Source organism: Nonomuraea mangrovi (genome assembly GCF_042681425.1).
Classification (GTDB): Bacteria; Actinomycetota; Actinomycetes; order Streptosporangiales; family Streptosporangiaceae; genus Nonomuraea; species Nonomuraea mangrovi.
Genome location: NZ_JBHUFV010000051.1, coordinates 46246 through 63139, shown reverse-complemented (window position 1 = coordinate 63139; position 16894 = coordinate 46246). Strand labels below are relative to the sequence as shown.

The following is a 16894-nucleotide window of genomic DNA, read 5'->3' as shown; positions in this document are numbered from 1 at the left end:
GCATGGATCTCCGCGACCTGTGGGCCGAGTCCCTCGCCGGGATGCTCGCCCGCCCGGTGCGCTCCGCCCTGACCACCCTCGGCACCGTTCTGGGCATCACCACGCTGGTGGTCACCCTGGGCATCGCGGCGACCGCGGGCAACCAGATCGTCGGCCGCTTCGACGAGCTGCTGGCCACCAGCATCACCGTCGAGGTGCCGCGTGGCGGCCACACCCCCCTGGTCACCTGGGAGGCGGCCAAGGAGCTGCGGCGCCTGCGCGGCGTGACGTCGGCGACGGCGCTGGCACAGAGCGACACGAGCTCCAACCTCGTCGTGACCGCCAACAACCTGCTCGACCCCACCCGGGTGACCGGGCAGACCCTCGCGGTCGTCGCGGCCACCCCCGACCTGCCGGAGACCACCCGCGGCCAGATGGTGGCCGGGCGGTTCTACGACGCCGGCCACGTGGCCCGCCGCGACCGGGTGGTCGTGCTGGGCGAGCAGGCCGCCGAGATGCTCGGGATCACCAGCCTGGAGCACTCGCCGGCGGTGTTCGTCAAGGATCGGGCCTACACGGTCATCGGCGTCATCGGCGGCCTGCGGCGCGAGCAGATCCTGGCCAGCGCGGTGCTCGTCCCGCCTGCTCTGGGTCCCGACTTCGGCCTGAAGGACGTCACCCGCGTCCTGGTCGCCACCCAGCTGGGCGCCGCCGAGCTCATCGCCCGCCAGGCGCCGCTCGCGCTCAGCCCCGACCGCAGCGGGGAACTGCAGGTGATCGCCCCACCCAGTCCCAAGCGGGCGCGAGACGGCGCCCAGGACGACGTCAACGGCCTCTTCCTCGTCCTCGGCCTGGTCTCCCTGGTCGTCGGGGCGGTGGGCATCGCGAACGTCACCCTTGTCACGGTCATGGAGCGGGTCGCCGAGATCGGCCTGCGCCGTGCGCTGGGCGCGGCCCGCCGGCACATCGCCGCCCAGTTCCTGCTGGAATCCAGCCTGATCGGGCTGACCGGCGGGGTGATCGGGGCCAGCCTGGGGATGGTGGCCGTGGTCGCGGTGGCGGCCGTGCGCCAGTGGACCCCGGTCCTCGACGTACGGCTGGCGCTGGCCGCGCCGCTGGCGGGTGCGCTGGTGGGGCTCCTGGCGGGCCTGTATCCGGCGCTGCGTGCGGCTCGCATGGAACCGGTCGACGCACTGCGATGACCGTTCTTGGAGGGTCTGGCACGGGAGAACACCCGGTGACCCATGATGAGGAGGTGAAACCCTTTGATCGCTTACGCGCGGACCTCGCAGCCGGACGCAACCTCGAGATCTACGTGACCGCGTTGATCGCCTTGGGCGTGGGCATCCTCGGCGTCGTCGACGCCGTCGACATCCGTGTCGTCAGCGCCGCGACCCTGGCCACCCTGGCGCTGCTGGCCGTCACCGCGCTCGGGCCGCGCCAGCAGGCCGACGAGCTCAAAGAGCAGGTCGGCCGGCTCAACCGGCTGGTCCAAGAGAAGATCGCCGGAACCGTCGCGGCCGACGCCTTCCTGGCCACCACCCGGGCCGGTCTGGAGGAGCAGATCACCCACGCGCACGACATCCGCCTATCCGGGGTGACCTTGAGCCGCACGATCCGCAACCTCGTGGGCGAGCTGGAGGACCGGCTGCTCCAGGGCGCGTCCGTGAAGATCCTCCTCATCGACTCCGAGCCCGACGTCCTCGACCAGGCAGCCAGGCGCAGCACGATCCCCGACCATCCAGAGGTGTTCGGCCACCGCGTCCGCGCGACCATGGACATGCTGCGCCACCTCGCGACCCTGCCCAATGCCACCGGCTCGCTCGAGGTGCGCCTGACGCCGTTCGTCCCCGCCTTCGGTGTCGTGCTGATCGACCCGGACACCGCCGGTGGGGTGCTCCACGTCGAACTGGGCACGCACAGCTCGGCCAGGCCCGACCCTGTCTTCACGCTCACCGCACAGCGCGACCCGCGGTGGTTCCGGCACTTCAACGGCGAGTTCGACCGCATGTGGGAGGCCAGCCGCCCGGCCACGGCCGAGGACGGCTTTCCGGCGCCCGCCTGAGGCGTGCCTCGCTTCGGTCGTGGCATGCACGGCCCACGGTCCGTCGTCGTAAGGCCTACGTCCCCGCCTCCCCTGAGCGAGGGATTTGGTCTGGGGGTGCCACTCCCCCCACCATGAGGCGGGAACGTAGGCGGCATGAAGGCAGATGCCGAGCCTCCTTCATTCCCTACGCCTGAGAGCGGCGTCCGGTTGCCCGCGGGTTTGCCAGATGATGCGGCCGGCGGGCCGTCGCGGTGGAGCGGATCTTCGCCGTGGAGGTCGACTCGCAGGCGTCGCGCTCGACCCGCCGGGACCGGCGGCACTTCGAGGACGGCAGAGCCCACACCCTCCCGGCGGACAAGACCATGACCTGGGCGGATAACGCCATCGGCGGACGCCGTACCGTACAGGGTGACGGCATCCGCACCTCCGCGTGTGGATGCCGTCGCTCAAGCCTCGGTCACTCGGCCGGGAGCTGGTCCGTCCATTCGGTGTCGATCGTGACGGGGCTGCTGGAGCGCATGGTCCCGCCCAGGAGCGGCGCCCAGACGGAGGTTGTGCGGAGCTGCCCTGTCTCCGGGTCGATGGTGGCCGGCAGCCCGTACGGCGCGTGCCACTGCATCGAGCTTCCGTTCGTCTTCGGCGATCCCGCGCCGTGGCGGCAGGCGCCCATGCTCGGCGGCGAGATGCCCGATGCGCTCGTGGCCGAGGTGCAACGCGCGTGGAGCGGGTTCGTCCATCACGGCGATCCCGGCTGGGGACGTGGGACGGCATCGGCCCACCGCTTCACCGCCTGACGTCCCGGCCGGTCCAGACAGTCGTCCTGCCGGTTCTCGGTCGTCGGGAACCCGCGCCGGCGTGTCCGTCCCGCCGGTCCGCTGGAAGCGGCCGGCGGAGCCGGAGGGGACGACGCCGACCTGACGATGTTCGCCGAACCCGCCCTGGACGTCTCGGTGCCGCGCGAGCGCTACATGGAGGCCGGCACCGCTTCAGCGTGAGGGGCGACGCGCCGGCGTACCGCGAGCCCGAAGAGCACCACCAGCAGCCCGCACGCGCCGGACAGGGCGAAGGGGGCGGCGGGCCGCCACAGGTCATACAGCCAGCCGCCCACTCCGGAGATGACGAAGATGCCGATCGCGCCGCAGAGAAGCTGCACGCCGAACGAGGAGCCGCGGTAGCGGGCAGGGACCTGCTGGGCCAGCAGCGGCCCCGCCGTCGTGATGACGCCGATCTCGCCGAGGCCGATGAAGGCGGCAACCAGCATCATGCCGGGCCCGAGCGGGTCGCTGACCAGCAGGGTCGACAGGTAGGCGGCCGCGGCGACGGCCTGGGCGAGGATGACGACGTTCTGACGCTTCATCCGGTCACCGAGCCAGCCGAACAGCGGCGCGCCCACCACGATCACCGTGTAGGCGATGCCGACGATGGCGCCGCTCCTGGCCAGGGCCTCGGTGGCGGACATGCCGCGCACGGCCCTGGCGTAGTCGACGATCCACAGCGACAGGAAGCTCGCCACCAGGGCCAGGTCGGCCCTGGCCACGAAGGAGGCGGCGTAGGACAGCGCCACGCCCGGGTCGCGGGCCAGTCTGACTCCCTCACCGATCAGCTGCGGCAGCGGCACACGCGGCGTCTCGGCCACGCCCCAGCTCGGTGAGAGCGTGTAGCGCAGCGCCAGCGCGCCGAGCAGCACCATCGCGGCGACGATCAGGAACCCGGTCCTGGCGGCCGCGACAGGCGCCATCCCGCCCTTCTCCAGCATGCTGGGCAGCCTGACCAGCACCAGTACGGCGATCACCGCCCCGACACCGCTGAACAGCCCGAGCCAGCCGTAGGCCTTGCCACGTGCCGGGTCGCGTACGTAGTCGGCGGTGATCGCGGACATGGTGACGTGCAGAGCTGCGATGCCGAGAGCGAAGACGATCCGCAACGCGATGAGAACGCCCGCGTTGCCCGCGAACGGGTAGAGCGCCGCCCCCACCGCGCACAGGACGAGGCCCGCGACCGCGATGGGCCGCCGGCCGATCCGGTCGGCGAGTGCGCCGTACCAGATCAGGCTGAGGATCAGCGCGACCTCCGCGGCGATCTGCAGGTAGCCGGTGGTCCTGCCGAGGTCGTCGGAGGACAGCCCAAGGACCTCGCTGAGGATGTACGGCTGGCCCGCCGGCAAGAAGGTGATGACCGCGGTGCCCACGAATCCGAGCCCCATACAGGCCCACAGGTTGGTCTTGCTGATGCCGGGCGCCGCGTCGAGACCTAACATGGAGCGATCATCGCAACCTTCGCTATAGATCGTCTAGGTTTGGGCCATGACCAGTGAGCGAGTGCCGCCGGGTATCAGCGCTGCCGTCCCCAACGTGGCGCGGATGTACGACTACTACCTGGGCGGCAAGGACAACTTCGAAGTGGACCGGCAGGCCGCCGAGAAGGTTCTGGCCATCATCCCCGAGGTCGAAGGCGATGCCCGCAACAGCAGGGCCTTCCTGCAGCGCGCAGTGCGCCACCTCAGAGAGCTGGGCGTCGACCAGTTTCTCGACATCGGCTCCGGCCTGCCGACCGCGGGCCACGTCCATGAGGTGATCGACGGCGCGAACGTGGTCTACGTCGACAACGACCCCGTCGTCCTCACTCACTCCCGCGCCCTGCTCGGCCACTCCCCTGGCGTCACGGTCCAGGAGGGTGACCTGCGCGAGCCGGAGGAGGTCATGGCGCGGGCGGCGCAGGTGCTGGACCTCGAACGGCCCATCGCCCTGCTCGTGGTCTCCCTGATGCATTTCATCACCGACGAGGAGAACCCGGCCGACCTCCTCCGCCGCTACCGCGAGCTGCTGCCCGCCGGCAGCTACCTGGTACTGACCCACGTCGCTCCGGACACCATGCCGAAGGAGGCCGACGAGGTCAGCAACGTCTACCAGCGCGCATCCTCCCCTTTCACCACCCGCCGTCGCGCCGTGTTCGAGGGCTTCCTGGACGGCTTCGACCTGCTGGAGCCCGGCATCGTCAACACCCGCGAGTGGCGTCCGGACCCGGACACCGCGAGGTCGCAGGTCAAGGGGGACTACCACCTGTGCGCGGTAGGGATCAAGCGGCGCTGACGTGGGAAGTCGGCCTCTGAAGCCTTCGCCAAGCGCGCGCCGCAGACTGCGACTGATGGTGGGCCTGCCGCTGGTGACCTGGCCAGGCGAGGTATTCGCCAGGCGTGATGGCCGCGGGCATGCGCGCGTGGGCGCGGAACGGTTGTTCCGCGCCCACCGTCGATTTACCTGTTTCAGCAGCCGACCGGCACGTCCACCGCGACGGACGTAGGGCCGTAGAAGCCGGGCCCGCCGGGACCCGCGGGGCCCTGGGACAGCTTGACCTCGGCGCGAACCGTAGATCCGCAGGGGGCGGTCACGGTGACGCCCTCGACGGTCACGGTGTTGTTCCAGATGCTCACCGGCTGCCGCCGGGAGCCGAGGAACAGGCCACCGACGACCTGGCCGGATACCTCCACATCGGCGCGCTGCGGGGTGATGACTCCGCCGGGTCCGGGCTCCGCGATGCCGGGCGCGCCGACGGTGCCGTAGAACCGCGCCTGGGTACCGGTGACCTCCACGCAGGCCTTGGTGGTGAGGCCCGAGATCAGGACGCTGTCACTGCAGGTGGTCGTAGTCGTGGCGGCGGATGCCGGGCTGCTCACCGCGAGCGCCCCCGCCATCGCCACCCCCGCGGCGAGTACTGCGGCTCCACGCTTGACGATCTGCTTCAACGATTTCCCCTTTGGTGATCGGGCGTGCGGCCCCGTGCCACCCGCCTGTAAGTAATATGTCACACGTGACATGACTTTACGCTGATCGCCGGGAAAACTGCGCGAGAACCAACGAGGAAGTTTGGAACGTTCAAATCGGACAGTCCACAACCGGGAAAAGGGCTGGGCGAAGATAGGTCCGGCAGGCGGGGTGAGCTGCACCAGCGCAGGGCGTTCGGCCGCTGAACGCTCGCCGGAAGGCGTCCGAGCCGCTCACACCGTGCGTTACCTCATGGGTAATCGACTACATGACCTCCTCTCGGCGACAGTCGTCACGCATCCCACAACAACCGTGAGGAGACCTTCTGATGCCGTACATCGTGCGCTCCGACGGGACCAGCTTGTTCCACACCGACTGGGGCCAGGGCAAGCCGGTGGTGTTCGTGTCCGGCGCCTGGCTCAGCAGCAGTTCGTGGGAGTTCCGATGCTGCCGCTGTCCGAGCAGGGCCTGCGCTGCGTCGCCTTCGACAAGTGGGGGCACGGCCGTTCGGACCGGGTCGGCCACGGGTTCGACTACGACACGCTCGCCGATGATCTCGCGGCGCTGCTCGACCACCTCGACCTGCGCGAGGTGACGCTGGCGGCGCACTCGATGGGCGGCGGGGAGGTGATCCGCTACCTGTCCCGCCACGGGTACGACCGGGTGAGCCGGATCGTGCTGATCGCGGCCACCGCGCCGTTGGCGATGAGGACGCCGGACAATCCCGAGGGCGTCGACCGGGCCGTCTTCGACGCCATCATGGCGGATCGGACCAAGGACCGCCCGCGGTGGACGGCTCAGAACGCGCAGGCGTTCTTCGCCACGCATCTGGGCAACCAGGTCTCCACCGAGCTGATCGAGCGGACCATACAGAGGTGCCTGGACTGCTCGGCCAAGGCCGCCGTCGAGGTGGTCAGGACGGGCTTCCGTACCGATCTGCGTGAGGAGTGCGCCGCCGTCCAGCTGCCGACCCTGATCATCCATGGCGACGCCGACGCCTCAGCCCCCATCGATCTGTGCGGGCGGCGGCTGGCGAAACCGGTGCCGGGCAACGTGTACAAGGAGTGCCCGGGCGCGGCGCACGCCATCTTCATGACCCACGCCGAGCAGGTCAACCGCGACCTGCTCGACTTCATCGGCGACGGCTCGTCCAGCCATACACCGGCGGTGTCAGCCGAGGTGGCGGGCGAAGAACCGTAGCGTGCTGTCCAGCTCGAATGCCGGGATCTCCCCGTGCTTGCCGGGGTTGGCGTGCAGCGTCTTCTCAGGTGAGGCCAAGGCCTCGAACAGCGCCAAGCTCTGGGCTCGTGGCACCCGCTCATCGTCCCACTGCAGCAGGAACTCCACCGGGACGGTGATCCGCGCGGCGGCCTCGGCTGACGCCAGTGCCCCGCCCAGGCCCAGTACTGCCGCGCGAACGCGGTGTTCGGCGGCGACGAATGGAACGCCGAGTCCGCAACCCAACGACACGCCCCAGTAGCCCACCGGGCCGGCGCCGACGTGCTCGAGTTGCTGGACCGCGTCCAGGACCGCCTGCCATTCCGGGATGGTCTGGCGGGCTACGAGCGCCTGGAAACCAGCGATCAGCGGAGCCGGCTCTTCTCCGGCATCCACGCGAGTCTGGTTCTCGGTCGCGATCCGGTTGTACTCCTCGTCCATCGGCCGGTCACCATGACCGGGGACGTCGACTGCCACCACCGCGAAACCACACCCGGCCACGAAGCGGCGCGCACGGGCCACGATGCCGGGGGCCTTCTTGTGCTGACCACCGCCGTGTCCCATCAAGATCAGCGGACGGGCGCCGACAGCACCTACTGGGGTCCAGAGCACGCCGGGAATCTCACCGAGGGTGAAGAGCTGTTCGCAGACACCGTCGGACGACGTCTCAGAGGTGAAGTGCATAGCGTTCCAAGCCTTTCGGGATGCCTTCTGCGGGCACTCCCTAGGCCATACGAGGGAGGGAGGCCCGACCTGTCACAGCGTTGATCGGTCTCACCTCCTCAGTTCGCAGCAGCGCACGGCGACGCCGAACCTATCACAACGGGTTTCACCCGCGTCCGGGCAAGGATGTCGCCCGGGCGGCACTAGGCAGATATGGGAGACCCGCAGACCCCAGCCGTGAGACAGCCGCGACCAGGTCAACCGGTCACACCTCGGCGAGGCGGCAACAGCCACCGACGCGGAGACCCGTCGTCCAGCCCGACCTTTAGCTCGCATCTCATCCGGCGCCGGTTTGGAGCACGAAGGTACGGCCGCACGACCTGGCGGCGAGACCAGAAGCAGCAGCCGCGCCGGACCGGTCGCCTGGCGCAGATTTCGGTCAGGGTCGATCGTGGTTCCCGGATATGGACAGGGCACCGTCGGCGGCCGGCGCGACGGTGCCCTGCCCGTTCATGGGACACGTTCAGGCCGTGACCGTGGCGGAGGCGTTCGGCTTCGTGCCAATGCGCGCGGGCTCGTCGCTGCTGTCGGCTGCGGTGACGTGCACGATGCAGCCACGCTCGTCGCGCTCGTCGGCGTCCGGCTCGTCCAGCCATACACCGCCTTCGGCCAGGTAGCGGAAGCAGATGGTGGCCCCTGCAGGCAGCGCGACCACGGCGGTGTGGGGGCCCTGCTGGGTGCGCGTCATGGGGTGGGCGTAGGGGTCCCAGTGGTTGAAGTCGCCCACGACCGAGATCGGGCCGGGGATGTCGGCGGGCAGGGTGAAGGCGAGCTGGACCAATCCGGCCTCGGTCGGAGTGTCTTGTCTGATCATGGTGCGTTCTCCTTTCGCGTCCGCCCGGCAGGTGCGCTCGACGGGCATCGTGCCGGGCAGCCAGTGCCGCAGCGAGCCGCAAGAAGCCACGGAAAGTGGCATGTTGGCGCGCTTTCGGCCATTGCAGAGCGCGGCAGGCGACGGCGGCAATTCGCCACGACGCAGGGCGAACACATCTTGATTCGTGTTTGCCGGTCACCTGGTGCGAGCGCCCCGGATTCGGAGCTCTGGGAGTTGATCGGCGCGCGGCAGCGCGTGATGACGGCCGGGCCGGGCCCGGTGGCGGCCTGCAGCAGTTGCCGGGCGGCCGCGGACGAGGCTCGAGGCGTCCGGCAGCCGGTATCCGGCGCGGCCTGTCGGTTCGGTCCGGGACACCAGGCCCACCAGCATGTGGAAGGTGGCCGCCGGCCTGCATCCCTCTCGGGGGCTTGCATGCGAGTTACCGGAGGCAGGGGACGTAGGGTGAGAAGCAACCGGTGAGGAATCGCACGCGGCTTGCGTGTCTGTCAGCACCGTGGAGGGAGGTCCTGATGGACGCCCTGACCCTGCGGCTGGTTCACCACCCTCCCGTCAGCGATCTGATCCTGACGGGAGACCTCGACGTCATCTCCTCGCCCCGCCTGCCGTCAGCCGTCGAGGCCGCGCTCCTCAGCGGCTGCAGACTCCTCATCGTCGACACCGCCGAACTGGCCTTCTGTGACGCCAGTGGGCTCCGGGCGCTGCTCCAGGCGCAACGCCGGGTGGTCGATGCGGGCGGCAGCATGCGGCTGGCACACGTGCATGGCGTGCTGCGCCGCATTCTGGAGATCACCGACCTGGCCGTGGTCTTCCCCACGACGCTCCCCCATGAGGCCGGCCCCCGCATCGAGGCGTGAGGGAGTACTGGCGTTACCTCCTTCACTCCTGCGACCTTGCATACCCTGGGGGCGACACGGCTACGGAACGCGGGCCGCACGCCGGAACAGCTCACCGCGACCCTGACCGACATGGTCGGTCGGGCACTGGACATCTTGGACAGCGGCATCGGCGGAGCCACAGCACCGACCGAGTAGGCGGCCCGTCGCCAGGTGACGTCGTTGCGGCCGGCGCCGCCCTCCGCCGTACCGAACCGCCGGCCGCGGACGAGTGTCATGCCGAATCCGTCGCCGCAGGGGACCCGTCGTGCCGATGAGAGCGGGCACCCACCCGGACGCTCTTCCTCCTCATCTACGTGGCCGGCTGCGGCACGAGGTGAATGTCGGCAGCCGGCAGGGGTAGCGAGGCGCGTGACGAGAACGCGCACCCTTCGGGAGACATCGATGGCGATGACGGCATCGGGCAGTTCATCGCCCCTGAGATGAGTCGACCGAGGGCGGCGCGCAATGTGATGTGGTTCACATCCGCGACCTGTCACGACCGGAGCGGGTTGTTTGTCCCATGGGCATCACCGGCACCGAAACCGGTGCCCGACCTTGGGAGAACGCAATGAACAACGGCCACCGCATTGTGGTCCTTGGCGCCGGCTACACGGGCATGTTCAGCGCCGTCCGGCTGTCCCACCGTACCCGCCGGACCGGCGTGAAGATCACGCTGGTCAACCCTTCGAGCCGGTTCGTCGAGCGGCTACGGATGCACCAGATCGCAGCCGGGCAGGAGCTGGCCGACCACCGGATCCCCGAACTGCTCGCCGGGACCGGCGTCACGTTCGTCCAGGGCGCCGCCACCGCCATCGACCCCGAGGCTCGGCAGATCACCGTCGACGGTGCCGAGACCCTCGAGTACGACACGCTCGTCTACGCGCTGGGGAGCTCGACCGACACCAGCAAGGTCCCCGGCGCCGACATCCACACGTTCACGCTCAACAACCCGGAGATCGCCGGCCGGTTCGCCGAGCGGCTCACCGAGATCGCCAAGGCCGGCGGCACCGTGACCGTCTGCGGCGGCGGCCTGACCGGCATCGAGGCGGCCACCGAGATCGCCGAGAGCCACCCGAGCCTGAACGTCACGCTGATCAGCTTGGACGAGCCAGGCGGCATGATGGGTGCCGAGGCCCGCGCCTACCTCTACCGCGCGCTGGACCGCCTCGGCGTCACCCTGGAGACCGGCGCCCGGGTCACCAAGGTGCTGCCCGACGCCGTCGAACTGGCCGACGGCCGGCTCGTCCACTTCGACGCCTGCCTGTGGACCACTGGCGTCAAGGTTCCGCCGCTCGCCGCCGACGCCGGGATCGCCACCGACGACCGCGGCCTCATCCTGGTCGACGCCACGCTGCGATCAGTGTCCCACCCGGAGATCCACGCCGTCGGCGACGCCGCAGCGGTCCGCCTGGCCTGGGGGCAGATCCACGGGACCTGTCAGAGCGGCCTACCCACCGCCCAGTACACCGCCGACACCATCGCACGGCTGCTGCGCGGCAAGGCCGTCAAGCCGTTCCGCTTCGGCTACTTCCACCAGCCGGTCAGCCTGGGCCGCCGCGACGCGGTCATCCAGTTCACCAAGGCCGACGACACCCCCGGCCGCTGGTACCTCACCGGACGAGCCGCCGTCGCGTACAAGGAGATGGTCAGCGGCAGCCCCCTCAAGACCTACCGGCTCAGCAAGCACATGAACGTCACCACCATCGTCTCCAAGGGCGGCCGCGCCACCCGCAAGAGCGAGGCATGACGGGCACCGACTCCCAGCGCCGTGATCTCGGACTTGCCGTCCAGGTGACGGCGCTGGAACATGAGCCGGTGATCGTGAGCGACGGCAGGGCCGAGCATGACCCGTACATCGAACACCGGCGGCTGCTGTTCGCCACCGCCTACCGCATGCTGGGCAGCGTCATCGACGCCGAGGACGTCCTCCAGGACGCCTGGCTCACCTGGAGCACCGCCGACCGCGACGCGATCCACCACCCCAAGGCCTACCTGGTGCGAACGGTCACCAACCTCTCGCTGAACCGCCTCACCTCAGCGCGGGCCACACGCGAGACCTACGTCGGCCCGTGGCTCCCCGAACCGCTCCTGACCTCCCCCGACATCGCCGCGGAGACCGAATTGGCCGACACCGTCTCCATCGCGATGATGGTCGTCCTGGAAACCCTCAACCCCGTCGAACGCGCCGTCTTCCTGCTCCGCGAGGTCTTCGGCTACTCGCACGCCGAGATCGCCGAGACCCTCGAACGCCCCGAAACGACGGTCCGCCAGATCGCCCACCGCGCCCGCGAGCACGTCCAGGCCCGCCGCCCCCGCTTCGACACCGACGAGGCACAGCGCCGGCAGGTCACAGCGCAATTCATGAAGGCCTGCGCGGGCGGCGACCTGAACGCCGTGATGGAACTGCTCGCCCCCGACGTCACCGCCTGGTCCGACGGCGGAGGCAAGGTCACCGCCGCCCGCCGCCCCCTCCACGGCATCGACCACGTCGCGCGCTGGCTCGTGGGCTTCCTGGCCAAGCCCGAGCTGGCCGCCCTGACCATGGAGCCCGCCGTCATCAACGGCGAGCTTGGCATCCTGGCCACCCTCGACGGCTATACCGTCGGCGCCCTGTCGTTCGACCTCGTCGACGGCCACATCCAGAATCTGCGCTTCCAGGTCAACCCCGACAAGCTCAGCGGCCTCACCCCCGCCAACGGCCTGGCATTCCCCTGATGCCCGCCGGGCTTCTGGCCGAGCTGGTCAGTGCGCTGGAGGGCGCGTCGATGTCCTCGGGCACGGCACATCCCGACTTGCGTCGTCATGAGGGAATCGGCCACGTGGCGGCGGTTACCCTTCCTTGATCGCCGCCTCCAGGACGCGTGCGGCCCATCTGATGGTCTCCTGTTCGGCTTGGGAGCCAAGGCTGCGGACGTCGGGCCGCCCACCGGGCACGAGGGCGGCCAGGCCGCCGAGGCCGAGCCTCCGACCGGGTGGGAGAGCGAGATCGGAGATCTGGCCCGCAGCTTGACCAGGGGTGTCGTCCGGGACCGGTGATCGTGGGCCTCCCCGTGCACGAATAGGCTCGAAGTCCGAGCGCACGTGGGGGGCACCTTTGAAAACGCCGGTTTCGCGGAGAGTGCGCGATCTTGTCTATGAGACGTTCGCCTCGGAGGGGCGCGCACCGTCAGTGGCCGAGCTGGCGCGCAGAACGCAGAGCACTGTCGATGCGATCCAGAAGATCTTGCACGACCTGGCGGAGGCCCACGCCCTGGTCCTGACGCCCGACGGGGATGCGGTGCGGATGGCCCACCCGTTCACCTCTGCGCCGATGGCGTTCGTCGTGACACCGCTGGACGGGCATGACGACCGCCGCTGGTGGGGTGGATGCGCGTGGGATTCCTTCGGTATCAGCGCCGCCCTTCATCTGGACGTCCGTATCGACACGGCTTGTCCGCAGTGCGGAGCTCCGATCAGCTTCCAGGCAGGCCCGCAGCTCCCGCCTCCCGCGGGGCTCGTGGTCCGCTTCCCCCGGCCTGCCAGGGAGTGGTGGGACGACGTGGTCGCCACCTGCACGATGATCCGCGTGTTCTGCGACCGCGGTCACGCCGAGCGGTGGACGACGGACAACGCGCCGGGCAGCGGCTACATCGCCGAGGCGGCGGCCGTGTGGCGACTGGCCGGCCCGTGGTACGGCGATCGCCTGGACCCCGAGTTCCAACCGCACAGCCGCGAGCACAACCAGGGGCTCCTCGATGAATGCGGCCTCACTGGCCCGTTCTGGCAGCTGCCGTAAGCGATCAAGACGAACCGGACCGCGCCCGACGGAGGTGTAGCACAACGCGCCGACCCTCCAGGGGGGCAGGCCAGGTACGCCGGAAGGGGGGTACGCCGCAGGTCGTCACCCCTTCAATGGCAGACATCGTGGCACTACGGCTTGGGCGGGAGGTTCCGGCGGCTACGGCCGGTAGGGTTCGGCGAACAGCCGTCCGACGAGCTCACCACGGCTGGAGATCTCCGCCTTGCCGAAGACGGCCTTGAGGTGACCGCGAACGGTGTGCGGGGAGATGAACAGGGCCGCTGCGATCTCTGTGGTGGGCAGGCCCCGTGCCACGAGCTGAGCGACCTCGAACTCGCGCGGCGTCAGGCCGTATGCCTGGGCGATCATGACCGCCAGGTCGCCGGGAGCGGCGGGCTCGATGACGAGCGCGATCGGACCTGGCTGCCCACCGGGACCGCTCAGGCATGAGGCGTGGCAGGTCAGCCACTGCCTGTCGAGGGTTCGGATGCGAATCCGAGCGCTGCCGCGATCGCGACCTCGGGCGATGGCCCGCGCCTGCAGAGCCGTGCCGACCAACCAGATGGGCAGCCTCAGCCCGAGCGTCGACGGGATGGACGGTCCGTCCGGCAGCAGAGCGAGATACCGCCGAGCCTCCTCGTTGATCGACGTCGCTTCGCCGTACACGTCGAAGAGCAGCAGGCCGGGTGCGGAGGCGCCAGGTCCGCCGTCTGATTCGGACGGACGGGCGAAACGGCGCAGCCGATCGGCGAGTGGTCCGGACAGGCCCGCGAGCAGCGCGACCTCGTGCGGGCCGAACGCCGGGCCTCCCCGCATGCGGAAGAGGCTCACCACGCCCCACGGCCGGTCGCCGGTCCGCAGCACGGCCCGCAACTCGTCGTCCACGCCCTGACCGCCGAGCAGGCGGCTGAAGCGGGCGCTGCGCTCGGGTAGGTCGCCGGTGGCTGCGCGTAGGCCGGCCACGGGGACGGCGGCGCGGGCGAGGTCACGGAACGACAGGACGTTCTCCTCCAGGAGCTCGCTCTCCCAGTAGTCGGCGCACCCTTCTCCGGAGCCGAGGTTCTCCACCAGCATGGGCGCGGTGACCAGACCCGTCTCCGGGTCGGTGGCCGCCCACACGGCCGAGTCGAACGGCATCTGCCGCCTCAGCTTGGCCGAGGCGCGGCTGAAGAGGTCCAGCGCGTTGTCGGCCCGCTCGGCAGCCGACAGGATCTCGGAGTGGCGGTGCGGGTGAATCATCGACCCTCCTGGCGTGTGCAGCCGTTCTCATGGGCTCCTCCGAGGGCTGCACGCCGGTTAGCTTGCCCGCTTTCTTCTCCCTCGCCAACCCCTCGTTTGAGGGGGTCATTCCTCGCGATTCCCCCGCAAGCGGGGGATGGAGCCTCGTTCCAGCCCTCACGAGACTCGAAGGGACCCTTTGCACGAAACACTGGAGAACGTCATGCGTATCGCGATCGTCGGAGCCGGCGCCGCTGCGGTCGGCCTGCTGGACGCGCTGGCCGTCAGCGAAGCGGAGGCCGGAGAGGTCACCGTGTTCGAGCCGTCCGCGCACCTGTGGCGGGGACGCCCGTATGGGCCGGATCTGGACAGAGTGCTGGTCAACGTCCCGCCCGCGGTCATGTCGATCCGCCACCTGGACTCCGGGCACTACTCCTCCTGGCTGGGTGCCGAGCGTGCCGCTACCCACATGGACGACCTGTTCGGACAGCCACTGGTGCCCCGTGCGCTCTACGGCGAGTACCTGGCCGACAGCGCCGAGACCGCCCTGGCCACACTGCGCGGGCGGGGCTGGCGGACCCGCGTCGTCGCCGCCCGGATTGTCGCGGTGACCCGTTCCCGCGGCCTCCGGCTGGCGCTGTACACCGAGGACGGGCACGAGCACATGGCCGACCAGGTGGTCTTGTGCGTGGGCGGGGGGACGCCGCAGGATCACTATGGCCTGGGCGGTGCCCACGGGTTCGTGGGCGATCCGTATCCCCTGGCGTCCACGCTCGACCAGATCCAGACTGGGGCCGACGTCGCCGTGATCGGCAGCGGGCTGACCGCTGTCGATGTGGCCGTGTCGCTCGCGGCGCGCGGCCATGCCGGGCGGATTGCGCTGGTGTCGCGAACCGGCATGCTCCCCCACGTCTACCAGCGCCCTCTCGACTACCGACCCAGGCACGTGACCGTCGAGCGGGTAGAGGCGCTGGGCCGTGAGCACGGTGGCGTCACCCTCGACGACCTCGCCGGGCTGCTTCGCGCCGAACTGGCGGAGAAGGGCGAGGACTTCGCGCGCTTCACCACCGAGCTGCTGATGGCCAGGTCCGAGGAGCCCGTACGGTGGCTACGGGCGCAACTGGCCGCCATCGACGATCCCAGGATCGGGCGGCGCGTGCTGCAGCAGAGCGCATACACCGTCGCCCCGTACGCGTGGCGGCTGCTGCCCGAGTCCGATCGCGAACGGCTTCGCCGCTACCTCCGTCTGGCCACAAGCGTGGCCGCGCCGATGGTGCCGGTGAACGCCGCGGCCCTCCTGGGACTGTTCGACTCCGGGCAGCTCACCACGGCCCCGGGTGTACGCAAGATCGAGGCGGTGGAGAGAGGATTCCGGGTGCGAGGCGACGGCGGCGACCTGAACGCCGACGTCGTCGTCAATGCCCTGAACCCGCCTCCCCAGACGGTACCCCGCGCGGCCGAGCAACTGGTCACGTCCCTCCTCACCGACGGGCTGGCCGCTCTGTACCCATCAGGCGGCCTGGCCCCCGCCGACCCGCGCCTGCATGTGGTGGGCGACTTCGCCGCAGGCGGCACGTTCATCACCTCGGGCATCCTCGGAGTGGCCGCTCGGGCCGCCCGTACCGCTGGCGGGCTGCTGACCGTGCAGGCCGGCTGATCGGTGGCAGGCGTGGGCGGAAGCCGGTACAGGGTGCACTCGTGCAACGGCAGGAGGCCGAGCATCGTCCGGTTGGTCAACCACCGGCGATGCCGGCGTTCTTCGCTCATCCCTACCTGACGAGCAGCGGCTCGGACGCCTGGTCCGCGGCCTTGAGCCGACGGTTCTCCTTGACGAGGAAGTAGATCAGCAGCCCGCTCATGACCAAGTGGCCCGCCGCAGTGTACAGGCCGGGGAAGTAGCCGCCCTTGATGATCGGGAAGACGAAGTGCGCGATGCCGTTGAGCAGACCGGCGCCCAGGGCGTACCACCACAGGAAGAAGTTGGCCACCCTGATCCTGTAGAGCGCACCGGCGCCGGCGAAGAAATAGAGCGCGCCGAACCCGAAGACGAAGACCAGGAGGAACTCATTCTCCGGCCAGTCGCGCGGCGAATCGAACAACTCGACGATTTCGTGCGGGAAGCCGCCGGTGTACTCCTCTGCCATGTGGATGAGCTGGAAACCGACCGCGCACAGGTAGATGGCGATCACCTTCCTGGACTTCACCGGGCGGGTGTAGCTGAAGGCGATCCAGCCGCTCCAGCCGAGCACGCTGGCCACCACAAGGATCACCGCGCCCTGGATGGGGAGGGTGAACAGGGCCCAGGCGCAGAAGACGAGGGCCAGAATCGCCATCACGGTCGCCGAATAGGGTTCAGGTCGTTTGGTCATGGCCGGAACCCTAGGAAGATCGCGATGCCGGCCGCCTCGGTCAGGTGACTGATGGGTGTGCTGAGCAGATCAGTCACCTGACAGAGGCGCT

17 protein-coding genes are annotated in these 16894 nt (G+C 69.7%); 11 read left to right on the top strand and 6 right to left on the bottom strand.

The genetic code is table 11. From position 1 onward, the window contains the following. Positions 1 to 2: 2 nt before the first annotated feature. From ACFSKW_RS34535 to ACFSKW_RS34525, 3 genes are all read left to right on the top strand, one after another. The gene (locus ACFSKW_RS34535) at positions 3 to 1181 is read left to right on the top strand and encodes an ABC transporter permease (RefSeq protein WP_379577035.1); all 1179 of its coding nucleotides are present in this window, start codon (positions 3 to 5) and stop codon (positions 1179 to 1181) included. Positions 1182 to 1234: 53 nt separating this feature from the next. Beyond that, positions 1235 to 2044, top strand: a complete 810-nt coding sequence (locus ACFSKW_RS34530; RefSeq protein WP_379577033.1) for a hypothetical protein — start codon at positions 1235 to 1237, stop codon at positions 2042 to 2044. Positions 2045 to 2277: 233 nt separating this feature from the next. Next, positions 2278 to 2820 (top strand): hypothetical protein, encoded by a 543-nt coding sequence (locus ACFSKW_RS34525; protein WP_379577032.1) that lies wholly within the window; start codon positions 2278 to 2280, stop codon positions 2818 to 2820. 170 nt (positions 2821 to 2990) lie between these two features. Here ACFSKW_RS34525 and ACFSKW_RS34520 read toward each other — a convergent pair whose 3' ends face one another. After that, positions 2991 to 4283, bottom strand: coding sequence for an MFS transporter (locus ACFSKW_RS34520; RefSeq protein ID WP_379577030.1), 1293 nt, complete (start codon positions 4281 to 4283; stop codon positions 2991 to 2993). 46 nt (positions 4284 to 4329) lie between these two features. On the opposite strand from ACFSKW_RS34520, the gene ACFSKW_RS34515 reads away from it, so the two are divergent. After that, positions 4330 to 5115, top strand: coding sequence for an SAM-dependent methyltransferase (locus ACFSKW_RS34515; protein WP_379577029.1), 786 nt, complete (start codon positions 4330 to 4332; stop codon positions 5113 to 5115). Between the two features lie 173 nt (positions 5116 to 5288). Here the strand turns inward: ACFSKW_RS34515 and ACFSKW_RS34510 are convergent, their stop codons facing one another. Next, positions 5289 to 5768: a hypothetical protein gene (locus ACFSKW_RS34510; protein WP_379577027.1), complete on the bottom strand. Its 480-nt coding sequence runs from the start codon at positions 5766 to 5768 to the stop codon at positions 5289 to 5291. Between the two features lie 451 nt (positions 5769 to 6219). Here ACFSKW_RS34510 and ACFSKW_RS34505 point away from each other — a divergent pair, with 451 nt between their 5' ends. After that, a complete protein-coding gene (locus tag ACFSKW_RS34505; RefSeq protein ID WP_379577025.1) occupies positions 6220 to 6987 on the top strand; it encodes an alpha/beta fold hydrolase in 768 nt (255 codons plus the stop codon). Here ACFSKW_RS34505 and ACFSKW_RS34500 read toward each other — a convergent pair. Together ACFSKW_RS34500 and ACFSKW_RS34495 are read right to left on the bottom strand one after the other, a co-directional pair. After that, on the bottom strand, positions 6958 to 7689 hold the full coding sequence (locus ACFSKW_RS34500) for a dienelactone hydrolase family protein (RefSeq protein WP_379577023.1): 732 nt from the start codon (positions 7687 to 7689) through the stop codon (positions 6958 to 6960). The genes ACFSKW_RS34505 and ACFSKW_RS34500 overlap by 30 nt on opposite strands. Before the next feature lie 502 nt (positions 7690 to 8191). Then, entirely contained in the window at positions 8192 to 8542 is a 351-nt protein-coding gene (locus ACFSKW_RS34495; RefSeq protein WP_379577021.1) for an isoamylase early set domain-containing protein, read from the bottom strand. A gap of 530 nt (positions 8543 to 9072) precedes the next feature. Here ACFSKW_RS34495 and ACFSKW_RS34490 point away from each other — a divergent pair. From ACFSKW_RS34490 to ACFSKW_RS34470, 5 genes are all read left to right on the top strand, one after another. Continuing rightward, the gene (locus ACFSKW_RS34490; protein WP_379577019.1) at positions 9073 to 9417 is read left to right on the top strand and encodes an STAS domain-containing protein; all 345 of its coding nucleotides are present in this window, start codon (positions 9073 to 9075) and stop codon (positions 9415 to 9417) included. A gap of 589 nt (positions 9418 to 10006) precedes the next feature. Further along, a complete protein-coding gene (locus tag ACFSKW_RS34485; protein WP_379577017.1) occupies positions 10007 to 11185 on the top strand; it encodes an NAD(P)/FAD-dependent oxidoreductase in 1179 nt (392 codons plus the stop codon). After that, positions 11182 to 12153, top strand: a complete 972-nt coding sequence (locus ACFSKW_RS34480) for an RNA polymerase sigma-70 factor (protein WP_379577015.1) — start codon at positions 11182 to 11184, stop codon at positions 12151 to 12153. The genes ACFSKW_RS34485 and ACFSKW_RS34480 overlap by 4 nt, the downstream gene beginning before the upstream one ends. A gap of 177 nt (positions 12154 to 12330) precedes the next feature. Then, positions 12331 to 12474, top strand: coding sequence for a hypothetical protein (locus ACFSKW_RS34475; RefSeq protein ID WP_379577013.1), 144 nt, complete (start codon positions 12331 to 12333; stop codon positions 12472 to 12474). 82 nt (positions 12475 to 12556) lie between these two features. Further along, positions 12557 to 13213, top strand: coding sequence for an alkylmercury lyase family protein (locus ACFSKW_RS34470; RefSeq protein ID WP_379577011.1), 657 nt, complete (start codon positions 12557 to 12559; stop codon positions 13211 to 13213). 162 nt (positions 13214 to 13375) lie between these two features. On the opposite strand, the gene ACFSKW_RS34465 is transcribed toward ACFSKW_RS34470, so the two are convergent. Beyond that, the gene (locus ACFSKW_RS34465; protein WP_379577009.1) at positions 13376 to 14455 is read right to left on the bottom strand and encodes a helix-turn-helix transcriptional regulator; all 1080 of its coding nucleotides are present in this window, start codon (positions 14453 to 14455) and stop codon (positions 13376 to 13378) included. Between the two features lie 202 nt (positions 14456 to 14657). On the opposite strand from ACFSKW_RS34465, the gene ACFSKW_RS34460 reads away from it, so the two are divergent. Further along, positions 14658 to 16091 carry an FAD/NAD(P)-binding protein gene (locus tag ACFSKW_RS34460; protein ID WP_379577008.1) on the top strand — a complete coding sequence of 478 codons (1434 nt, stop codon included), beginning with the start codon at positions 14658 to 14660 and terminating at the stop codon, positions 16089 to 16091. A gap of 112 nt (positions 16092 to 16203) precedes the next feature. Here ACFSKW_RS34460 and ACFSKW_RS34455 read toward each other — a convergent pair whose 3' ends face one another. Continuing rightward, on the bottom strand, positions 16204 to 16803 hold the full coding sequence (locus tag ACFSKW_RS34455; RefSeq protein ID WP_379577006.1) for an HXXEE domain-containing protein: 600 nt from the start codon (positions 16801 to 16803) through the stop codon (positions 16204 to 16206). Positions 16804 to 16894 lie beyond the last annotated feature (91 nt).

Coding starts and splice junctions, on each gene's coding strand:
- ACFSKW_RS34535 (WP_379577035.1), top strand. CDS start 3: ATGGATCTCCGCGACCTGTGGGCCGAGTCCCTCGCCGGGATGCTCGCC.
- ACFSKW_RS34520 (WP_379577030.1), bottom strand. CDS start 4,283: ATGTTAGGTCTCGACGCGGCGCCCGGCATCAGCAAGACCAACCTGTGG.
- ACFSKW_RS34515 (WP_379577029.1), top strand. CDS start 4,330: ATGACCAGTGAGCGAGTGCCGCCGGGTATCAGCGCTGCCGTCCCCAAC.
- ACFSKW_RS34500 (WP_379577023.1), bottom strand. CDS start 7,689: ATGCACTTCACCTCTGAGACGTCGTCCGACGGTGTCTGCGAACAGCTC.
- ACFSKW_RS34495 (WP_379577021.1), bottom strand. CDS start 8,542: ATGATCAGACAAGACACTCCGACCGAGGCCGGATTGGTCCAGCTCGCC.
- ACFSKW_RS34490 (WP_379577019.1), top strand. CDS start 9,073: ATGGACGCCCTGACCCTGCGGCTGGTTCACCACCCTCCCGTCAGCGAT.
- ACFSKW_RS34485 (WP_379577017.1), top strand. CDS start 10,007: ATGAACAACGGCCACCGCATTGTGGTCCTTGGCGCCGGCTACACGGGC.
- ACFSKW_RS34480 (WP_379577015.1), top strand. CDS start 11,182: ATGACGGGCACCGACTCCCAGCGCCGTGATCTCGGACTTGCCGTCCAG.
- ACFSKW_RS34465 (WP_379577009.1), bottom strand. CDS start 14,455: ATGATTCACCCGCACCGCCACTCCGAGATCCTGTCGGCTGCCGAGCGG.
- ACFSKW_RS34460 (WP_379577008.1), top strand. CDS start 14,658: ATGCGTATCGCGATCGTCGGAGCCGGCGCCGCTGCGGTCGGCCTGCTG.
- ACFSKW_RS34455 (WP_379577006.1), bottom strand. CDS start 16,803: ATGACCAAACGACCTGAACCCTATTCGGCGACCGTGATGGCGATTCTG.